At 75.4% G+C, this 22,083-nt stretch carries 2 protein-coding genes and 3 pseudogenes; 1 reads left to right on the forward strand and 4 read right to left on the reverse strand.

What is annotated here, in order from left to right; all coding sequences use genetic code 11:
* From GA0115242_RS42195 to GA0115242_RS38610, 4 genes and pseudogenes are all read right to left on the reverse strand, one after another.
* Nucleotides 1-12,347 (reverse strand): type I polyketide synthase (locus GA0115242_RS42195; protein ID WP_370672354.1); only part of this gene is annotated, 12,347 nt, incomplete at its 3' end.
* A gap of 25 nt (nt 12,348-12,372) precedes the next feature.
* Nucleotides 12,373-15,768: pseudogene (locus tag GA0115242_RS38590) on the reverse strand (acyltransferase domain-containing protein); the annotation flags it as partial.
* Nucleotides 15,769-16,128: 360 nt separating this feature from the next.
* A pseudogene (locus GA0115242_RS42680) lies at nt 16,129-18,684 on the reverse strand (type I polyketide synthase); the annotation flags it as partial.
* A gap of 332 nt (nt 18,685-19,016) precedes the next feature.
* On the reverse strand, nt 19,017-20,168 hold the full coding sequence (locus tag GA0115242_RS38610) for a glycine amidinotransferase (protein ID WP_093836320.1): 1,152 nt from the start codon (nt 20,166-20,168) through the stop codon (nt 19,017-19,019).
* Nucleotides 20,169-20,861: 693 nt separating this feature from the next.
* Here GA0115242_RS38610 and GA0115242_RS38620 point away from each other — a divergent pair.
* A pseudogene (locus GA0115242_RS38620) lies at nt 20,862-22,068 on the forward strand (cytochrome P450).
* Nucleotides 22,069-22,083: the final 15 nt, after the last annotated feature.

Raw genomic sequence — 22,083 nt, forward strand, 5'->3', positions numbered from 1 at the left:
AACACACCCGAAGCCCCCGACACCAGCACCCACCCCGACGACCCGCCGGGCGACGGCACCACGGACTCGCCCGGCACCGACGCCGACGGAACGGAGGCCGGGGAAACGGCATCCGGCGGAACGGGGACCGGAGAAACGGCATCCGGCGGAACGGGGACTGGAGGAACGGCATCCGGCGGAACGGAGGCCGGGGAAGCGGAGGAGGTGTCGGCCGGGAGGCTCAGCACGAGCTTGCCCACATGCTGCGCACGGCTCATCACCCCGAACGCCTCACCCGCCCGCCGCACGTCCCACACCCTGCGCGGCAGCAACTCCAGCACACCCGCCTCGAACAGACCCACCACCTCACGCAAGATCGCACCCAACCGCTCAGGACCCGCCTCGACAAGATCGAAAGCCCGATACATCACCCCGTCATGAGCCGCCGCCACCTCCGCCGGATCCCGGACATCCGCCTTCCCCAGTTCCACGAAACGCCCACCCGGCCGCACCAGACCCAGCGAAGCGTCCACCAACTCCCCCGCCAGCGAATCCACCACCACATCCACCCCCGCCCCGAACCGCTCCGCGAACTCCGCAGAACGCGACGACGCGATCCGCTCCTCCGGCACACCCAACTCCCGCACCGCCCCCCACTTCGCCTCACTCGCCGTCGCGAACACCTCCGCCCCCAACCACCGCGCCACCTGCACCGCCGCCATCCCCACACCCCCCGCGGCCGCATGCACCAACACCGACTCCCCCGCCCGCACACCCGCCACATCCACCAACGCGTAGAACGCCGTCACGAACGCCACCGGAACCGACGCCGCCACCACGAACGACCACCCCTCAGGAACCCCCACCACCACCCGCTCGTCCACCACGACGGTGGAGCGGAATCCGCCCTGCCAGACGCCCATCACGCGGTCGCCGACGGCCACCGTGGTCACACCGGCGCCGACCCCCGTCACGACACCGGCGCCCTCGCTGCCCATGAGGGCGTTCTCCGCGTCCGGGTACATGCCCAACGGGATCAGCACGTCGCGGAAGTTGAGCCCGACCGCGTGGATCGCGACGCGCACCTCGCGCTCACCCAGCGGACGGTCGGTGCGGATCTCGGGCGCGGGGGCCCAGGTGATGCCTTCCAGCGTGCCGTTCCCGGCGTGCGTCAGGAGCCGTTCCCCGGCGGGCACGCGCCGTTCCGGGTCCCGGTCGGTGATCCGCGGTGCGGGGCCGTGCGGTGCGGTGGGGTCCGGCGCCGGGACGGGGGCCTCGACCGGGGCCGGGACGGACTCCTCGTGGACCAGGCGCGGTACGAGGACGTCCGTGCCCCGGACGACGAGTTGGGGCTCGTCCGTGGAGAGCGCGCGCAGCACCGTGTCGGACTCCTCGGCGCGGTCGCCCGCCGCCGGGTCGCCGAGCACGTCGAGGAGGACGAAGCAGCCGGGGTGCTCGGTCTGTGCCGAGCGCACCAGACCCCACACGGGTGCCGCCGCGAGGTGGTCCACCGGTTCGCCGTCCCCGGCCGGTACCGCTCCGCGGGTGACGAGCACCAGCCGGGACGTCGCGAACCGCGCGTCGGCCAGCCACCCCTGGACGAGTTCCAGGGCGTGCCGGGTCGTCCTCTCCGCGCACGCGGCGATGTCGTCGCCGTCCTCGGCGCCCACGTCGGTCCGCAGGTCCACCAGGACGTGGCCGGGTGCGGTCAGGCCCTCCCGTGTGAGGTGTCGCGCCAGTTCCGCCAGGTCGGCGCATCCGGCGTGGGCCGGTGCCGGGGCGGGCAGGTCGGCGGACGGCCGGCCGAGCACCGCGAGGGCCGGGGGCGCGCCGTGGTGTGCCGGGACCGGCACCGCGGTCCACGCCACCCGGTACGTCGCGGCGCTGTCGCCCGCGGCGGGAGCGGGGAAGCGCGCCTCGTTCAGCGGGCGGGTCAGCAGCCCGTCGGCGGAGAGCACCGGCAGTCCCGCGGTGTCCGTGACCCGCACCGAGAACGCGTCCTCGGCGGTCGGGGTGAGCAGGACCCGCAGCCGGGTCGCTCCCGTGGCGTGCAGGGTGGCGCCGGTCCACAGGAACGGCAGCCTGACGGTGTCCTCGTCGTCGGCGCACGCCGACCAGGCGTGCAGGGCGGCGTCCAGGAGCGCCGGGTGGATGCCGAAGCCCGTCGGGTCGCCCTCCGGCAGGGCCGCTTCGGCGTGCACGGTGCCGTCGGGTCCGCGCCACACGTCCGTCAGGCCGCGGAACGCCGGTCCGTAGCCGAGCCCCCGCTCGGCCAGCCGTTCGTAGAGGCCCGTGATCTCGACCCGCCGTCCGTCCGCCGGGGGCCAGGTCTGCGGACCCGCGGGCCGCTCGTGCTCCGCGCCGCGCACCAGAACGGCCCGCGCGTGCCGCACCCAGGCGTCGGAGGGGGCGTCGTGGTGGCGGGCGTGCACGTCCACCGCCCGGCTGCCGTCGTCGGCGGCCGCGTTGACGAGCACCTGTACGTGGGTCGTCCCGGCCTCGGTCAGGACCAGCGGTGTCTCCAGGGTCAGTTCGTCCACCCGGTCGCAGCCGGCCTCGTCCGCGGCCCGCAGGACCATGTCCAGCAGTGCCGTGCCCGGCACGACCACCCGACCGCGCACGGCGTGGTCCCGCAGCCAGGGCTGGTCCCGCGCGGAGAGGCGCCCGGTGAGCAGGAGTCCGCCGGTCCCGGGCAGCTCCACGGCGGAACCGAGCAGGGGGTGCCCCGTGGCCTGCGCGCCGTCCCGGTGACCGGCCCCGGCCTTGGGGTGGGCGGTGTCCGCGACCCAGTAGCGCTTGCGCTGGAAGGCGTACGTGGGCAGGTCGACCCGCCGGACGGGGAGCCCGTCGTAGGAGCGCGCCCATCGGACCGGCACGCCGGTCACGTACGCCTCGGCGAGCGACCGCAGCAGGCGTGCCCGGCCGCCCTCGTCACGGCGCAGCGTGCCGGTGACGGTGACGTCCGTCCCGTTGTCCTCCGCCGTGGCCTGGACGGCGGTGGTCAGCACCGGGTGGGCGCCGACCTCGACGAAGCGGCGGAATCCGGCGTCGAGCAGGGCGCGCACGGTCTCCTCGAACCGGACCGGGCGGCGCAGGTTGTGGTACCAGTACGCCGCGTCCAGCTCCGTGCGACCGAGGTCGCCGCCGGTCACGGTGGAGTAGAACGGCACGTTGGCCGGGTGCGGCACCACGCGGGAGGCGGCCTCCTCGACGTGGCCGCGGATGTTCTCGACCTGTGCGGAGTGGGAGGCGTAGTCGACGGGGATACGTCGTGCCCGCACCCCCTCCGCATCGCACCGCTCGATCAAGTCGTCCAGAGCGTCGACATCACCCGAGACCACCGTCGTACCCGGCCCGTTGACCGCCGCGACCGTCACCCGACCCCCGTACACATCCAGCAGTCCCTCCACCTCCGCCACCGCACGCTGCACCGCCACCATCCCGCCGTGCCCGGCGAGTTCCGCAGCGATCGCCCGGCTGCGCAGCGCGACCACCCGCGCCCCGTCCTCCAGACTCAGCGCACCCGCCACCACCGCCGCCGCGATCTCCCCCTGCGAATGACCCACCACCGCTGACGGGCGCACCCCGAACGACTCCCACACCGCCGCCAACGACACCATCACCGCCCACAACACCGGCTGCACGACGTCCACCCGCTCCAGCGCCTCCGCATCCCCCAGCGCCTCCAACAGCGGCACCCCCAGATACGGCTCCAGCGCAGTGGCGCACTCCCCCATCCGCTCCGCGAACACCGGCACCTCGGCCAGCAACTCCACACCCATACCGGCCCACTGCGACCCCTGACCGGGGAAGACGAGGACGACGCGGTCGTCGGCGGGGGTGGCCGCGCCGTGGACGACGCGGTGGGAGGCGCGGCCCTCCGCCAGGTCCGCCAGGGCGCCCGTCAGTTCGGCGCGGTCCGTGCCGAGCACGACGGCGCGGTGGCCGAGCACGGCGCGGGTGGTGGCCAGGGCGTGCCCGATGTCGTCGGCGGGGGTGGCGCCGTCGGCGAGCGGCAGGAGCCTTCGGGCCTGGTCCCGCAGCGCGGCGTCGGTCGAGGCCGACAGTGTCCAGGGCGCGGGCGCGCCGTCACGGGTTACGGCGTCGTAGGGGACGGCGATGTCCGGGCCCTGTTCCAGGATGACGTGGGCGTTGGTGCCGCTGACCCCGAAGGAGGAGACCCCGGCGCGTCGCGGGCGTCCGGTGTCCGGCCAGTCGCGCGGTTCGGTGAGCAGGCGCACGGTGCCGGAGGACCAGTCGACGTGGGTGGAGGGCTCGTCGGCGTGCAGGGTCGGGGGCAGCGCGCTGTGGCGCAGGGCGAGGACGGTCTTGATGACGCCCGCGACGCCCGCCGCGGCCTGGGTGTGCCCGATGTTGGACTTGACCGAGCCGAGCCACAGCGGCCGCCGCGGGTCCCGGTCCTGTCCGTACGTCGCCAGCAGGGCACCGGCCTCGATCGGGTCGCCGAGCGTGGTGCCGGTGCCGTGCGCCTCCACGACGTCCACGTCCGAGGTCGTGAGGCGGGCGTCCGCCAGGGCCGCGCGGATCACCCGCTGCTGCGCCGGTCCGCTGGGGGCGGAGAGGCCGTTGGAGGCGCCGTCCTGGTTGACGGCGGTGCCCCGCACGACGGCCAGCACCCGGTGGCCGTTGCGGCGGGCGTCGGAGAGGCGTTCGACGACGAGGACGCCGACGCCCTCGGCGAAGCCCGCGCCGTCCGCGCCGTCGCCGAACGCCTTGCTGCGGCCGTCGGGTGCCAGGCCGCCCTGGCGGGTGAACTCGGTGAACACGCCCGGGGTGGACATGACCGTGACGCCGCCGGTGAGGGCGAGGTCGCACTCGCCCTGGCGCAGCGAGCGGACGGCCAGGTGCAGGGCGACGAGCGAGGAGGAGCAGGCCGTGTCGACGGTGACGGCGGGTCCTTCGAGTCCGAGGGTGTAGGCGACGCGGCCGGAGAGGACGCTGCCGATGTTGCCGGTGGCGACGTACCCGGCGGTCTCCTCGGGGACGTCGGGGCTGACGGCGAGGTAGTCGCCGCCGTTGGTGCCGGTGAAGACGGCGGTGCTGGTGCCGTGCAGGCTCGTCGGGTCGATGCCCGCCTGCTCCAGGGCCTCCCAGGAGGTCTCCAGGAGCAGCCGCTGCTGCGGGTCCATCGCCAGCGCCTCGCGCGGCGAGACGCCGAAGAACCCGGCGTCGAAGTCGCCCGCGTCGTGCAGGAAGCCGCCCTCGCGGGCGGACGAGGTGCCGGTCCGGCCCGGCCCGTCGGACGCCAGGGTGTCGAGGTCCCAGCCGCGGTCGGCGGGGAAGGGGGTGATGGCGTCGCCGCCGTCGCTCAGCAGGCGCCACAGGTCCTGGGGGGAGCGGACGTCGCCGGGGAAGCGGCAGCTCATCCCGACGACGGCGATCGGGTCGTCCCGGTCCGCGGCGGCCGCCGGGGCGGGCGGGGGCGCCGGGTCGGTGTGCGGGGCGTCGCCGAGGAGTTCGTCCCGCAGGTGGGCGGCGAGCGCACGGGCGTTGGGGTGGTCGAAGACGACGGTGGAGGCGAGGCGCAGTCCGGTCACCCTGTTGAGCCGGTTGCGCAGTTCGACGGCGGTGACGGAGTCGAAGCCCAGGTCCCGGTAGGCCGTGGCGGGTTCGACGGCGTCGGGGCCCGGGTGGCCGAGGACCTCGGCGGCCTGCGCGCGGACGAGGGTGAGCAGGGCCGCCTGCTGGTCGGCGGGGTCGCGCAGGGCGGTGACGCGGGCCGCGAGGTCGTCGGGGGCCGGGGCGGCGGCCCGCGCGGGTTCGCTCGTGGCGGCGAGGCGGCGGGTCTCGGGCAGGTCGGCGAGGAACGGGCTGGGCCGGGTCGCGGTGTAGGCGACGTGGTACCTCTCCCACTCCACGTCCGCGATCATGACGGTCGGTTCGTGGTCGCCCGCCGTCGCGGTCACGGCGGAGGCCGCGAGGTCGGGGTCCATCACGGGCAGGCCGTGGCGGCCCGCCGTCTCCTCGATGCCGTCCCCGTGGGCCATGCCCCGTTCGTCCCAGATGCTCCAGGCGATGGAGGTGGCGGGCAGGCCGAGAGCGTGCCGCTGGGCGGCAAGGCCGTCGAGATAGGCGTTCCCGGGGGCGTAGTTGCCCTGTCCCGAGGCGCCCAGGGTGCCCGCGAGGGAGGAGAACAGCACGAAGGCGTCCAGGTCCGTGTCCCGGGTCAGCAGGTGCAGGTTCCATGCCCCGTCGGCCTTGACCCGCAGGACCTCGTCGATCCGGTCCGGGGTGAGGCGCTCGATGACGGCGTCGTCGAGGACGGCGGCGGTGTGCACCACGGCGGTCAGCGGGCAGTCGTCGGGGACGGACGCGAGCAGGCGGGCGAGGTCGTCGCGGTCGCCGACGTCGCAGGCGGCCAGGGTGACGCGGACCCCGGTGGCCTCCAGTTCGGCGCGGAGCTCGGCGGCGCCGGGCGCGTCGGGGCCCCGGCGGCCGGCCAGCAGGAGGTGCCGGGCTCCGGAGCGGGCGAGGTGGCGGGCGGTCCGGGCGCCGAGTCCTCCGGTGCCGCCGGTGACCAGGACGGTGCCGCGCGGCCGCCACGCGGGACGGTCCGCGGCGACGGCACGGGTGAGACGGCGGACGAGGGCGCCGGACGGGCGCAGCGCGACCTGGTCCTCGCCGGTGGTGCCGGTGAGGACCGCCGCGAGGAGGCGGCCGGTGCGCGCGTCGGGCCGGGCGGGGAGGTCGATCAGCCCGCCGAACCGCTCGGGGTGTTCCAGAGCCGCGATCCGGCCCAGGCCCCACACCAGGTGCTGGGCCGCCGCGCCGTCCCGGTCGGCGCGGGTGTCCTGGGCGGTGGCGGTGATCGTGTCGTGGGTCAGGCACCACAGGGGGCCGGTGGTCGCGGTGTCGCCGAGCGCCTGGAGCAGGGCGACGGTCGTGGTCAGGCCGGTGCGCGGGACGCCGTCGCCGGTGGCGTCGTCGTCGGTGGCGTCGTCGTCGGTGGCGTCGTCGTCGGTGGCGTCGTCGTCGGCGAGGGACAGCAGGGACAGTACGCCCGCGACGGGTTCCTCGGGCAGTCGGCCGGCGATGTCCCGGCGGGTGGCGGTGGGTTCCAGGGTGAGGGTGGTGACGTCACCGCCGTGGTCGCGGACGGCGGCGGCGACGGTGTCGGCGCACGCGGCCGCGGTGGCGGCCCCGGCGGGGACGGCCAGCAGCCATGTGCCGGTCAGCAGCGGGCTGTCCGGCAGGGAGGCGGGCATCCAGCGGACGTGGTAGCGCCAGGAGTCGACGGCGGCGGTGGCCTTGCGGTCGCGGCGCCAGGTCCGCAGCGCGGGCAGGACGGGGCCGAGACAGGCGCCGTCGATGTCGAGGGTGCGCGCCAGGCTCTCGGTGTCGCCGCTCTCCACGGCCGTCCAGAACGTGGTGTCGTCGGCGGCCGTGGTGTGGTCGCGGGGTGCGGTGGGCCTGCGCAGGGCGGCGGGGTCCCACCAGTAGCGGGCGCGCTGGAAGGCGTAGGTGGGCAGGTCGACGTGGCGGGCCCCGGTGGCGGTGAACGCGCGGGTCCAGTCCACGGGGACGCCGTGCGCGAAGGCGGCGCCGAGCGAGGTGAACAGGCGCCGGGCCCCGCCGTCGTCGCGGGCCAGCGTTCCGGTCACCGCCGCCTCGTGGCCGGTCGTCTCGAGGGTCTCCTGCACCGCGGCGGTCAGGACGGGGTGGGGGCTGCACTCCACGAACGCGTCGAAGCCGCCGGCCGCCAGCGCGCGCACGGCTTCCTCGAAGCGGACCCGGTGGCGCAGGTTGCGTATCCAGTAGGCGGCGTCCGGCACGTCGTCGCCGAGCCAGTCGCCGGTGACCGTGGAGAGGAAGGGCACTTCGGCGCGGCGCGGACGGATGGGGGCGAGGTCGGCGAGGACGCGGTCGGTGAGGGCGTCGACCTGTCCGGAGTGGGAGGCGTAGTCGACGGCGACGCGCCGGAAGCGCACTCCTCCGTCCTCGCAGCGGCTGCGCAGCGCGTCGAGTCCCTCGGGAGTGCCCGAGACGACGGTGGCGGTCGGACCGTTGACCGCGGCGACGGAGACCGTGTCCGTGAGGCCGTCCATGAGGCGGCGCACTTCGTTCTCGGGTGCGGCCACCGCGGCCATCCCGCCGTGTCCGGCGAGTTCCGCGGCGATGGCCCGGCTGCGGAGCGCGACCACCCGCGCCCCGTCCTCAAGACTCAGCGCACCCGCCACCACCGCCGCCGCGATCTCCCCCTGCGAATGACCCACCACCGCGGCAGGACGCACCCCGAACGACTCCCACACCGCCGCCAACGACACCATCACCGCCCACAACACCGGCTGCACGATGTCCACGCGGTCCAGCGCTTCCGCGTCCCCCAGCGCCTCCGGCAGCGGAACCCCCAGGTACGGCTCCAGCGCAGTGGCGCACTCCCCCATCCGCTCCGCGAACACCGGCACCTCGGCCAGCAGTTCGGCCGCCATCCCCACCCACTGCGAGCCCTGACCGGGGAACACGAACACCGTCCGCGCGCCGTCACCCTCCACGGGCACCACGCCCGGGGCACCGGCACCGCGCGCCAACGCCCGTACACCGTCCAGGAGTTCCTGCCGCGAGGCGCCCGCGACCACCGCGCGGCGGCCGAGCACCGCACGGCCGGTCACGAGTGCGGCGCCGATCTCGGTGGGGGACGTGCCGGGTTGTGTCCCGGCGAACGCCGCCAGCCGTTCGGCCTGCGCCCGGAGTGCGGCCTCGTCGTGGCCGGAGAGGACCCACGGCACCACGGGAAGCTCGCGGCGCTCCTCCTCGGCCGGGACCGGGTCCGGTGCCTGTTCGAGGACGAGGTGGGCGTTGGTGCCGCTGATCCCGAAGGAGGAGACGCCCGCCCGCCGGGCACGGCCGGTGTCCGGCCACTCCCGCGCGTCCGCCAGCAGACGCACCGCGCCCGAGGACCAGTCGACGTGCGGCGACGGTTCCTGCGCGTGCAGGGACGCGGGCAGTGTCCCGTGCCGCAGCGCCTGGACCATCTTGATGACACCGGCGACCCCGGCCGCGGCCTGGGTGTGTCCGATGTTCGACTTGCCGGAGCCCAGCCACAGCGGCAGGCGCGGATCGCGCTCCTGTCCGTACGTCGCCAGCAGCGCCCCGGCCTCGATCGGGTCGCCGAGGGAGGTGCCGGTGCCGTGCGCCTCGACGGCGTCGACGTCCGAGGTGCCGAGCCCCGCGTCGGCCAGCGCCGCCCGGATCACCCGCTGCTGGGAGGGCCCGTTGGGTGCCGTCAGACCGTTGCTGGCCCCGTCCTGGTTGACGGCGCTGCCGCGGACGACCGCGAGCACCCGGTGGCCGTTGCGCCGGGCGTCGGACAGCCGCTCCAGCACCAGGACACCGACGCCCTCGGCCATGGCGATGCCGTCGGCGGCGGCCGAGAAGGGCTTGCACCGGCCGTCCGCCGCCAGTCCGCGCTGCCGTCCGAACTGGATCAGCGGGCTCGGGGTGGCCATGACGGTGACGCCGCCCGCCAGCGCCAGGTCGCACTCCCCCGACCGCAGCGCCCGCCCGGCCAGGTGCACCGCGACCAGCGACGAGGAACACGCCGTGTCGACCGTCACCGCCGGGCCCTCGAAGCCGAACGTGTAGGCCACCCGGCCGGACAGCACGCTGCCCGCGCCGCCGGTCATCATGAGTCCCTCGACGTGCTCGGGAACCCGCTCCAGGGGCTGGGCGTAGTCGTGGTACACCTGTCCCGCGAAGACGCCGGTGCGGCTGCCGTGCAGGGCGCGCGCGTCGAGTCCGGCCTGTTCGAGGGCCTCCCAGGAGGTCTCCAGGAGCAGCCGCTGCTGCGGGTCCATGGCCAGCGCCTCGCGCGGGGAGATGCCGAAGAACCCGGCGTCGAAGTCGCCCGCGTCGTGGAGGAAGCCGCCTTCGCGGGTGTACGTGGTGCCGGCGTGGTCGGGGTCGGGGTGGTGGAGCGTGTCGAGGTCCCAGCCGCGGTCGGCCGGGAAGGCGCCGATGCCGTCGGCCCCGTCGGACATCAGCCGCCAGAGGTCCTCGGGGCCGGTGACGCCGCCGGGGTAGCGGCAGGCCATGCCGACGATCGCGAGGGGCTCGCCGGTGGTCGCGGTGGGCGGCTCGGGGTGCGTCTCCCGCGCGGGGGCGGTCTCCACCAGTTCGCCCACCAGGAACGCTGCCAGGTCGGTGGCGGTGGGGTGGTCGAACAGGAGTCCGGCGGGCAGGCGCAGGCCGGTCGCGTTGTTCAGCCGGTTGCGCAGTTCGAGCGAGCTGAGCGAGTCGAAGCCGATGTCCCGGAAGGCGCGCGTCGCGGAGACGCGTTCGGCCGAGGCGTGGCCGAGGACCGAGGAGGCCAGGTCCCGCACGAGGGCGAGGACGGTGCCGACCCGCTCGTCGGGGGCGAGGGCCGTCAGGCGCTGGGCGAACGGCGCGTCGTCGCGGGCCCGCGCGGGCGGGCGGACGAGGCCGCGGAGCATCGCCGGGACGCCGTCCCGCGCGGCCCGCTCGCGGACCGGCCGCAGGTCGAGCCGCGTGGGCACGACGAGCGGGCTCGGGTCGGTGACCGCGCGGTCGAACAGGGCGAGGGCCTCGTCCTCGGGCATCGGCACCACTCCGAGACGGGCCAGGCGTGCCCGGTCGGTGGTGTCGAGGCCCGCGGCCATCCCGCCGCTGCGGTCGTCCTGCTGCCACAGTCCCCAGGCGAGGGACTGGCCCGGCAGTCCGAGGTCGGCGCGGTGGACGGCCAGCGCGTCCAGGAACGCGTTGGCGGCGGCGTAGTTGGCCTGTCCCGCGCCGCCGAGCACGCCGGAGACGGAGGACAGGAGGACGAACGCGGTCAGCGGGTCCTCGCGGGTGAGGTCGTGCAGGTTCCAGGCGGCGTCCGCCTTGGGGCGCAGCACGGTGGTGAGCTGGTCGGGGGTGAGGGTGGTGACGGCGGCGTCGTCGAGCGTGCCCGCGGCGTGCACCACCGCGGTGAGGGTGTGGTCGGCGCGGAGGGTGTCGAGCGCGGCCCGGAGGGCGTCGTGGTCCGCCGCGTCGCAGGCGAGTGCCGTCACCGCGCAGCCGCTCGCGGTGAGTTCGGCCGCGAGGTCGCGGGTGGCGTCGGCCCCGCGCCGGCTGACGAGCGCGAGGCTGCGTACGCCGTGCTCGTGGACCATGCGCCGGGCGAGGAGCCCGCCGATGTGGCCGGAGGCTCCGGTGAGCAGGACGGTGCCCTCGGGGCCGAGGGACGGTGCGGTGTCGTCTGCGGTCCGCGGCGTGACGCGGGTGAGCCGGGGGGCGTGGGCCCGGCCCGCCCGCAGCGCGACCTGGGGTTCGGTGCCCCCGGCGACGGCGGGCAGGGACGCCAGCGACAGGGGGTCCCGGTCGGTGTCGACCAGGTGGAAGCGTCCGGGCGTCTCCGTGTGCGCGGTGCGCAGCAGGCCCCAGACGGTGGCCGCGGCGATGTCGGGCGCGGGGGCCGGACCTGCGGCGCCCTCGGTGACGGCGATCAGACGGGTGGTGGCCGTCCGGTCGTCCAGGAGGAGGGCCTGCGCGGTCTCCAGGGCGGCCGAGGCGTGCGCGTGGGCGGCGGTCACGGTGTCGTCGTCCGTGGGCGGCACGGGCCAGACGAGGACGTCGGGTGCGGGGGCTCCGGCGTCGAGGGCATCGCGCAGGTCGGCGAGGTGCCGGTAGGTGTCCGGGACGGCGCCCGCCTGCCGGAGGGCGTCCAGGAGGCCGGTGCCCGCGGGCCCGGTGTCGTCCTCGCCCAGCAGGGCCCACCGGCCGACGGGCCGCGGGTCGTCCGGCAGCGGCAGGGGTTCCCACGCGACGGCGAACGACGACCGTGCGGCCGCGCCCGCCGACGCGGTGAGGCGCGCGGGGTCGGCCGGGCTGAGGGTGAGCGCGCCGATGGTCGCGACCGGCCGCCCGGACGGTTCGGCGAGGTCGACGCGGACGTCGCCGCCGGTGCGGGTGATCCGGGCGCGCAGCGCGCGGGCGCCCGGTGTGTGGACGGTGACGCCGCCGAAGACGTGTGGCAGCAGCAGGCCCTGACCGGGCGCCGCGGTGGTGACCACGGCGTGCAGGACGGCGTCGAGGAGTGCCGGGTGGAGGACGAAGCCGGAGTCGTCGGCGGTCTCGGCCCCGTCCTCTCCGGGCTGCCCGGTCTCCGCGTAGACGGTTCCGTCGGGGGTCTCCCAGAGCCGGGCCAGGCGCTGGAAGGCGGGTCCGTAGGAGTACCCGTCGTCGGCGAGTCCGGCGTAGAGACCGGTGAGGTCCCTCTCGGTGGCCCCCCGGGGGCGGCCAGGCGGCGGCCCAGTCGGGGGCCGGGAGGTCTTCGGCGGGGGCCGCGCCGAGGACGGCCGTGGCGTGGTGCGTCCAGGGTGGCCGGGTGCCGCCGGTGCCCGCGGGATCGTCGTCGGCGGGCCTGGCGTGCACGGTGGCGGTGGCCCGGCCGGGGCTGTCGGCGTCGGCGGTGACGACCACCTGGAGGTCCGTGGCGTCGCCCGGCGCGGACAGCAGCAGCGGTGCGTGGAGGGTGAGTTCGTCGATGTGCGGGGTGCCGTAGTGCCCGCCCGCCTGCGCGGCGAGTTCGAGCAGGGCCGTGCCGGGCAGCAGCGGGACGGCGTCGACGGCGTGGTCGTAGAGCCAGCGGTGGGTGTGCTCGGCGAGGCGTCCGGTGAGGACGAGGCGCTCGTCGTCGGCGGTGCGCACGACGGCACCGAGCAGCGGGTGCCGGGCCGGGACGAGTCCGGCGGACGCCATGTCGGGGGCGCCGGTGCCGGTGTCGGGGCCGAGCCAGTAGCGTGCGCGCTGGAAGGCGTAGGCGGGCAGGGCGACCTGGCGGGCGCCGGTGCCGGTGTAGGGCTGCGTCCAGTCGACGGGGACGCCGTGGACGAACACCTGGCTCAGCGAGGTGAGCAGGCGCCGGGGGCCGCCGTCGCCGAGGAGCAGCGATCCGACGACGACCGCGTCGCGACCGGCTTCCTCCAGGGTGTGCGTGACGCTGCCGGCCAGGACCGGGTGGGCGCTGCACTCCACGAACGCGTCGAAGCCGCCGGCCGCCAGCTCGCGCACGGCTTCCTCGAAGCGGACCCGGTGGCGCAGGTTGCGTATCCAGTAGGCGGCGTCCGGCACGTCGTCGCCGAGCCAGTCGCCGGTGACCGTGGAGAGGAAGGGCACCTCGGCGCGGCGCGGGCGGATGGGGGCGAGGTCGGCGAGGACGCGGTCGGTCACGGTGTCGACCTGTGCGGAGTGGGAGGCGTAGTCGACGGGGATGCGTCGCGCCCGCACCCCCTCCGCCTCGCACCGCTCCATCAGATCGTCCAGAGCGTCGACATCACCGGAGACCACCGTCGTACCGGGCCCGTTGACCGCCGCGACCGTCACCCGCCCCCCGTACACACCCAGCAGCCCCTCCACCTCCGCCACCGCACGCTGCACCGCCACCATCCCGCCGTGACCGGCAAGCTCCGCCGCGATCGCTTGGCTCCGCAGCGCGACCACCCGCGCCCCGTCCTCCAGACTCAGCGCACCCGCCACCACCGCCGCCGCGATCTCCCCCTGCGAATGACCCACCACCGCGGCAGGACGCACCCCGAACGACTCCCACACCGCCGCCAACGACACCATCACCGCCCACAACACCGGCTGCACGACGTCCACCCGCTCCAGCGCCTCCGCATCCCCCAGCGCCTCCAGCAGCGGAACCCCCAGATACGGCTCCAGCGCAGCCGCACACTCCCCCATCCGCTCCGCGAACACCGGCACCTCGGCCAGCAACTCCACGCCCATACCGGCCCACTGCGACCCCTGACCGGGGAAGACGAACACCGTCCGCGTCCCGCCGCCCTCCACCGGCACGGCACCGGGGGTACCGGCACCACGCGCCAACGCCCGCACGCCGTCCAGGAGTTCCTCGCGCGAGGCGCCCGCGACCACCGCACGACGACCGAGCGCCGCACGACCCGCGGCCAGGGAGAGGCCCACGTCCGCTGCGGACGCGTCCTGCCGCTCCTCGACGAACGCCGCCAGCCGCTCGGCCTGCGCCCGGAGAGCGGCCTCGTCGTGGCCGGAGAGCACCCACGGCACCACGGAGGGCAGGTCGCGGTGGCGCGCGGGTCCGGCCGCCGCGGGGGCCTGCTCGATGATCACGTGGGCGTTGGTGCCGCTGATCCCGAAGGAGGAGACGCCCGCCCGCCGGGCGCGGCCGGTGTCCGGCCAGTCCCGCGCGTCCGCCAGCAGACGCACCGCACCCGAGGACCAGTCGACGTGCGGCGACGGATCCTGCGCGTGCAGGGACGCGGGCAGCGTCCCGTGCCGCAGCGCCTGGACCATCTTGATCAGGCCGCAGACCCCGGCCGCGGCCTGGGCGTGCCCGACGTTGGACTTCACCGACCCGAGCCACAGGGGCCGCCGCGGGTCCCGGTCCTGCCCGTACGTCGCCAGCAGCGCCCCGGCCTCGATCGGGTCGCCCAGGCGGGTCCCGGTGCCGTGCGCCTCGACGGCGTCGACGTCCGAGGCGCCGAGCCCCGCGTCGGCCAGCGCCGCCCGGATCACCCGCTGCTGGGCCAGGCCGCTCGGGGCCGACAGACCGTTGGTCGCGCCGTCCTGGTTGACGGCGCTGCCGCGCACGACCGCGAGCACCCGGTGGCCGTTGCGCCGGGCGTCCGACAGCCGCTCCAGCACCAGGACACCCACGCCCTCGGACCATCCCGTGCCGTCGGCGGCGGCCGAGAACGGCTTGCACCGGCCGTCCGCCGCCAGTCCGCCCTGGCGGCCGAACTCACGGAACATGCCGGGCGTCGCCATGACGGTGACGCCGCCCGCCAGCGCCAGGTCGCACTCGCCCGACCGCAGCGCCCGACCGGCCAGGTGCACCGCGACCAGCGACGACGAACACGCCGTGTCGACCGTCACCGCCGGGCCCTCGAAGCCGAACGTGTAGGCCACCCGGCCGGAGATCACGCTCGGGGTGCTGCCCGTCAGGAGGTGGCCGGTGAGGTGGTCAGGGGCGTGGTGCGCGCGGGGGCCGTAGTCGTGCGTGGTGGCACCGACGTAGACACCGGTGGCCGAACTCCGCAGCCCCGCCGGATCGAGTCCGGCCTGCTCCAGCGCCTCCCAGGAGGTCTCCAGGAGCAGCCGCTGCTGCGGGTCCATCGCCAGCGCCTCGCGCGGCGAGACGCCGAAGAAGTCCGCGTCGAAGTCCGCGGCTCCCTCCAGGAATCCGCCGCCGGGGGCGGGCGCGTCCTTGTCCTTCGCGTACTGGTCCGCGGGTGCCCAGTCCCGGTCGGTGGGCCAGGTGGCGGCGGCGTGGGCGCCGTCGGCGACCAGGCGCCACAGGTCGTCCGCGGAGGCGACGCCGCCGGGGTACCGGCAGGCCATGCCGACGACGGCGAGGGGTTCGTCCGCGGCGGGGCGCGGGCGGGTGCCGTGGTCCCCGGTGTCGGCCGGTCCGCCGGTGAGGTGCGCGGCGGGCTCCGTCGGTGCCCGGCGGCCGGTCTCCGCAGGCGCGGCGAGCGGTGGCCCCGTGCGCACGGCGAGGCCCGTGGCGGGCCTGCCGTCCGGGGCGGCCGCCGCGCCGGGGGCATGGCCCGCGTCCATCAGCGCGTCGAGGTGGGTGGCGAGCGCCGTGGACGTCGGATGGTCGAACACCGTGCTCACCCCGAGCGCCAGTCCCGTGCGGGCGGCGAGCCTCCTGGCGAGTTCCTCGATCATGACCGAGTCGAAGCCGAGGTCCTTGAAGGTGAGCGCCGGGTCGACCGGACCGCTGTCCCGTGCGACGGCGGCGGCCTGCTCGCCCACCAGGGCACGGAGGGCGGCGGCCCGCTTCGGGCCGGTGAGCGCGGTCAGCCGGGCGACGTCCTCGTGCCCGCCGTCCGGCGCCCCGGAGACCGGACCGGCACCGCCGCTCGCGGGTTCCACGGCAGTCTCGGTGGGCTCTGTGGACTCGGCGGTCTCGGTGCTCTCAACGGTCTCGGTGGGGTTGGTGAGGTCGTCGAGCCAGAAGCGGCGGCGCTGGAAGGGGTAGGTGGGCAGGTCCACGCGGCGGTTGCCGCCCAGCAGAGGAGCCCAGTCGACGTCCGCGCCCGCGACCCACAGTTCCGCCAGCGCCCTGACCGCGCCGTGTCCGGCGTCCTCCCCCTCGCCGACCAGCGCCACGGCGGCGGGGCGGGCCCCCGCGTCCCCATCCGGGTCGTCCGCCGCCTGCTCGACGGCAGGGGTGAGGAAGGGCTCCTGACCGATCTCCAGGAAGGCCGACACGCCGTGGTCGCGCATCGCGCCGACGGCGTCGGAGAACCGGACGCTCTCGCGGGCCTGGCGCTCCCAGTACGCCGGGTCCCGGAGGAGCTCCGGCGCCGCCGCCTCCCCCGTCACGGCCGACGCGAGCGTCAGCCGCGGGACGCCGAACTCGACCGAGGACAGGACCGCGCGGTACGCCGCCGCGCCGGACCCGGTCAGGGGCAGGTGCGCTCCGTGCGCGTGCTCCAGCGGTCGCGTGCGCACACCGGCGCGGGCCAGCCGCCCGGCCTCGGCGGCGACGGCGTCGCGGGGCCCGGTGATCAGCACCGAGCCGGGCGCGTCGAGCGCGGCGACCACGACGCCGTCGTCCGTGCGCACGGCGTCCGCCGCGGCGTCCACCGCGACCGTCGCGCCGTCCGCGTCCGAGGTCTCCATCAGCCAGCCGCGCGCGAGCACCACCCGTGCGGCGTCGCGCAGCGACCACAGGCCCGCGGCGTGGGCGGCCGACGCTTCCCCGACCGAGTGTCCCGCCACCACCGACGGTGTGACACCCCATGAGGTCATCAGCCGCCAGGCGGCCACGCCGAAGGCGAACACCCCCGCCTGCGCGCACCCTGTGCCGACGGCGCCGGCGGCCCCGACGCCGGTCTCGGCGCCGTCGGTGCCTTCGGTGTTGTCGGCGCGCGCCGCTGCCGCGCGCCGCAGGTGCGCGCCAAACTCGCCGCGGTCCACGCCGAGTCGGTGACGGATCCCGGTCGGCAGGTCCACGGCGTCGGCGACCTCCGCGGCCACCGCGTCGAACGTGTCGTACACCTCCGCCAGTGCCTCGGCGAACACCGGGAAGACGGCGAGGCCCTGGCCGGTGCCCGTGCGCCGCGGGCCGTGGCCGGAGAACACCACGCCGACCTGCCCCGTGGTGGCCGGGCCGGACAGCAGGACGCCGGGCGGCGGGCTGCCGTCGGCGAGGGCGCGGACCCCGGTCAGCAGGTCCTCGCGCGAGGTCGCCAGGACCGCCGCGCGCCGCGCGAAGGCCTTCCGTGACGAGGCGAGGGACCAGGCGGTGTCCGCCGGGTCCGCCGTCCGGCTCGCCGTGTCGCTGGCCGCCAGGCCGGACGCGGCGTCGCGGAGGGCGGCCTCGTCGCGTCCGGAGAGCAGCCACGGCAGCACCGGAGGCGCCGGGGGCCGGGGTCCTGGCTCCGTCTGCCGGGGTGCCCAGTCGGACAGCAGGACATGGCAGTTGGTGCCGCCCATGCCGAACGAGCTGACACCGGCGACGAGTTCCCGGTGCGCGGAGCCGGAGGGCGCCGGGCCGTCGGGCCACGGGCCGAGTTCCCGCTGGACGCGCAGGTTCAGCTCGTCGAGGGGGATGCGGGGGCTGGGCTTCTCGAAGTTGAGGCTGGCGGGCAGTTGCCGGTTTTTGAGGGCGAGGACGACTTTGATGAGGCCCGCGATCCCGGCGGCACCGGCGAGGTGACCGATGTTGGTCTTGACGGAGCCGACGGCGAGGGGGCGGTCGGCGGGCCGGTGGCGGCCGATGGCCCGGCCGAGCGCGGCGGCTTCGACGGGGTCGCCGGTGGGCGTGCCGGTGCCGTGCAGTTCGACGTAGCCGACCGCTTCCGGGGCGATGCCCGCGGCGTCGCAGGCGCGGGTGAGGACGTCGGCCTGGGAGTCGGCGGTCGGGGTGGTGAGGGTCGCTCCGGCCGCGTCGTTGTTGGTCGCGCTGCCGCGCACCAGGCACAGGATCTCGTCGCCGTCCGCGAGCGCGGTCTCGAGGCGCTTCAGGACGACGGCGCCGCCGCCCTCGCCCGGTACGTAGCCGTCGGCGCGCTCGTCGAACGTGAAGCAGCGGCCCTGGGGCGACAGGGCGCCGAGGCGGTGGGCGAGCAGCACGCTCTGCGGCAGCAGGTGGAGGTTGACACCGCAGACGAGCGCGGCGTCGGACTCTCCCGTGCGCAGGCTCTCGCCCGCCAGGTGGAGGGCCACCAGGGAGGACGACTGGGAGGAGTCGACGGTGACGCTGGGACCGCGGGTGCCCAGGAAGGCGGCCAGGCGGTTCGCGAGGACACCGCGCTGCACGCCGAGCATCGCGTGCTGCGTGGCGAGGGCGTGGACGTGCGGGGAGAGCAGGTGCGCGTAGTCGTCCCCGGTGACGCCGACGAAGGTGCCCATCCGGCTCCCGCGCACCCGCTCCGGAACGATGCGGGCGTTCTCCAGCGCCTCCCATCCCAGCTCCAGGGCGAGCCTCTGCTGCGGGTCGACGAACGGCGCCTCGCGGGGCGAGATCCCGAAGAACGCGGCGTCGAACCCGGCCACGTCCTCCAGGAAGGCCCCCCGGCGGGGCGTCTGCCGCGCGGCGGGTCCCGTCCACCGGTCGGCGGGCACCTCGCCGACGCTGCTCCCGCCCGCGGCCAGCAGCCGCCACAGCGCGTCGGGGTTCGCGGCTCCGGGGAAGCGGCACGAGACGCCGACGATGGCGAGTGCCGGGCCCTGGCCGTCCGATGCCGTCATGTGTGCGACTCCCTAGATCCCTGCGGAAGAAATGCGGACGATGGATGTCGACCCGCGCCGGGGCGTTCCGGGAATAAGCCCTCCGGAATCCGGCGATCAGCACTCCCGGTGAATTCCTCACGCTTCCACCGGCACGCGGGAAAGATATCCGCGAAATCCGACGTTACGGCTCCCGGAAAGGAATGCGGCCGGTGCCGCACGCCTCTGCGTGCGATGTTCTCCGTGTCCCGGCCGGCCGTTCCCGGACGTGCCGCGCGGGGCGTCGGCCTGTCCCGCGCCCGCGCCGGTTCAGGCGGGCCGGGGTGCGGGCCGCCCGGGGCGCGGACACCGGGTCACGTGAGGTAGTCCTCGGGCCCTCCGTCGCGGACGGTGTCGAGGGTGAAGCAGTGGAACCCCCCGCCGAACAGCCGCCGGTGCCGGTGCCGGACGGGGACCACGGTGAGCTTCGCGGCCTCCAGGGCCCGGACGAGTTCGGGGCTCGCCTCGTTGACCAGGACGGTCTCCTCGTCGACGGACAGCACGTTGAGGTCGATGAAGGGGCTGGTCAGGATGAGCGCGTCGTCGTCGTAACGCGGGAAGTTGTTCCGCTGCGGAGTGGGCGCGACGATGCGGTCCCAGCGGCTCAGCCCGGCCGGCAGGGCGTCGGCGACCTCGTGGGAGCGCACCAGCAGCAGGCCGGGGCGCAGGGCGAGCACCATGCTGTCGATGTGGCTGTCGCTCAGCCGGTCGACCCGGTGGACGCGGAAGCGCCCTTCGAGGTGGCGCTCCAGCCAGGTGACCGCGAGCGCGTGGTTCTCGGTCGAGACGTTGGCGACGATGTCCCGCCCGACCCGCAGGCACTGGGCGGCGTCGAACATCATCTCCACGCCGACGTCCCACGGCGAGGGCCGGGGGTCCTCGACGGGTTCGGTCGGGCCCCCGGCGGTCGCGGTGCGCACGTAGGAGAGGTCGAAGGAGGCGTCCGTCATCAGCGGGCGCGGCATGGTCGTCCAGCGGGCCCCGGCGCGGAAGTACTCCTGGAAGAGCGGCTTGAGGAACTGGGTCTCGAAGTAGCGGGAGCGGATCATCGGGGGCGTCTCGATGATCTCGTCGCCGAGGACGAGCGTGTTGTCGCGGAGGTTGAGCGGTGGCACGACGGACGCGGACCAGGCCGGTGTGGTGACCTCCGCGGTCTCCGCCGGCAGGGCGAGCGGACGGTGGACGGTGACGCCGAGGCCGCGCAGGGTGTCGGCCAGGCCCTCCAGGTCCTCGTTCAGCTCGTCGACGTAGGCCCGCGCGACCGGCAGCCGCCGCCGGTCGCTCTCCTCGCGCCGGGCCGTCAGGCGCGGGTAGTACCACTCGGAGCGCGTGGGGTTGTCCTGGGCGAGGTTGTCGTGGAAGAAGAGGTCGAAGGAGAGTTCCCGCTCGTGCGAGACGTAGTTCTCCGCCGAGCCGACGACGACCTCGCGCAGTCGCGACCACTCGTCATAACTGTTCAGACGCACGCAGCGAACCGCCTACTCATCGGGGTGACCTGGGGACGGGTCCGGATCGGTCCCGGCGTGCCGATCGCCCCCGGTGGGGCGGGTCGGCCGCGGCTCGGGCCGCAGCTCCTCGGCGCGGGCGGGACGATCCGCGCGGACGCCGTGGCCGCGGGCGGGCCGTCCCCGTGCCGGCACCTCGACGGGTGCCGGCCGCGGGGCGGGCCGCCCGTCGTCGAACCGCACCGGGATCGTGGCTTCCTGGCCGCCGCACGGGTCACCCCGCTCACCGCCTTCCTGCTCCGCGCACGTGGACACGACAGCTCGTCCGAGCTGTGGTCATCGTCATGACGGCCCGTCCCGGCAGGCATCGGCGAGGGCCGCCGTTACGGCACGGCGGGCCCCTTCGCCCGCCCCCGGAGGGGGCTCGGAGGCCGGACGGGCGCCGGGAGTCCGCGGGCCGGGACGCCTTCGCGCGCACGGAGAGGAAAGGGGGGACGTCGGGGGTGGCGGAAAACATCGGCGCGGGACGGAGGGGAAAGCGTCCGGCGCGCATCCGGTGCAGCGGTTCCCCTTTCCGGGAATTCCCACCGCCGGGACGGATCGGGTGCGTTACGCCGGGAGTCAGACCGCCGTCCCGTAATTGACAGCCATTCTCCGCGCACCGTAGCTTTCGACCGTTGCCGAATTCTTTGTTCCGTGAGGAGAGGAAGGGCCATGGGTGACCCTGTGCACACCGTCACGACTCTGCCGACAACGCGCGGGCCCGGCCGTCCCTTCGACCCGCCGGCGGAACTTCTGGAGGCCCGCCGGCACGGTCCGATCAGCCGGTACACCTTCCCCGGCGGGGTGTCCGGCTGGCTCGTCACCGGCTACGACCTCCTCAAGACGGTGCTGGCCGACCCGCGGTTCAGTTCACGGCGGGACCTCATGGTCCACCCGACCGTCGACTACGGGGGCATCCGGTTCCCGCCGGTGCCCCCGGGCGAGTTCCTGCTGATGGACGAGCCCGAACACGGCCGCTACCGCAGGCCGCTGATGGGCAAGTTCACCGTGCGGCGGATGCGGCTGCTCACCGAGCGCGTCGAGCAGATCACCGCCGAGCACCTGGACGCCATGGCGGAGGCGGGCCCGCCGACCGACCTGGTGACCGCCTTCGCCAAGCCCATCCCCGCCATCATGATCTGCGAACTGCTGGGGGTCCCCCGGCACGACCAGGACTCCTTCCAGCGGCAGTTCGAGTCGTTCATGGACGCCGAGGCGAACGAGGAGGACACGGTCGCCGCGTACGTCTCCACCCAGCACCGCCTCGCGGAGCTGGTCGCCGCCAAGCGGGCCCGTCCCACCGACGACGTCCTCAGCGACCTCACCGACAGCGACCTCACCGACGAGGAGCTCAAGGGGGATGGCGCTGGTCCTCCTGGCGGCCGGACTCGACACCACCGCGAACATGCTGGCGCTGGGCGCCTTCGCGCTGCTGCGCAGCCCCGAGCAGCTCGCCGCGCTGCGGTCCGACCCCTCGCTCACCGACCGGGCCGTGGAGGAACTGCTGCGCTACCTGAGCGTCGGCAAGACGTTCATGCGGACCGCGCTGGAGGACGTCGAACTGGGCGGCCACCTCATCGAGGCCGGTTCGCCGCTGATCCTGTCGTACAACACGGCCAACCGTGATCCCGACCGGTTCGCCGACCCTCATGTGCTCGACCTGCACCGGCAGGAGAGCCGGCACGTGGCCTTCGGACACGGCATCCACCAGTGCCTGGGCCAGCAACTGGCCCGGGTGGAGATGCGCGTCGCGTTCCCCGCGCTGGTCAACCGCTTCCCCACCCTGCGCCTGGCCGTGCCCGACGAGGAGATCGCCCTGCGCGCGGAGATCTCGGACATCCACGGCGTCAAGAGCCTGCCGGTCGCCTGGGACGGATGAGCGGCGAGGACCGAG

This window comes from Streptomyces sp. SolWspMP-5a-2 (genome assembly GCF_900091845.1).
GTDB classification, from domain to species: Bacteria; Actinomycetota; Actinomycetes; order Streptomycetales; family Streptomycetaceae; genus Streptomyces; species Streptomyces doudnae.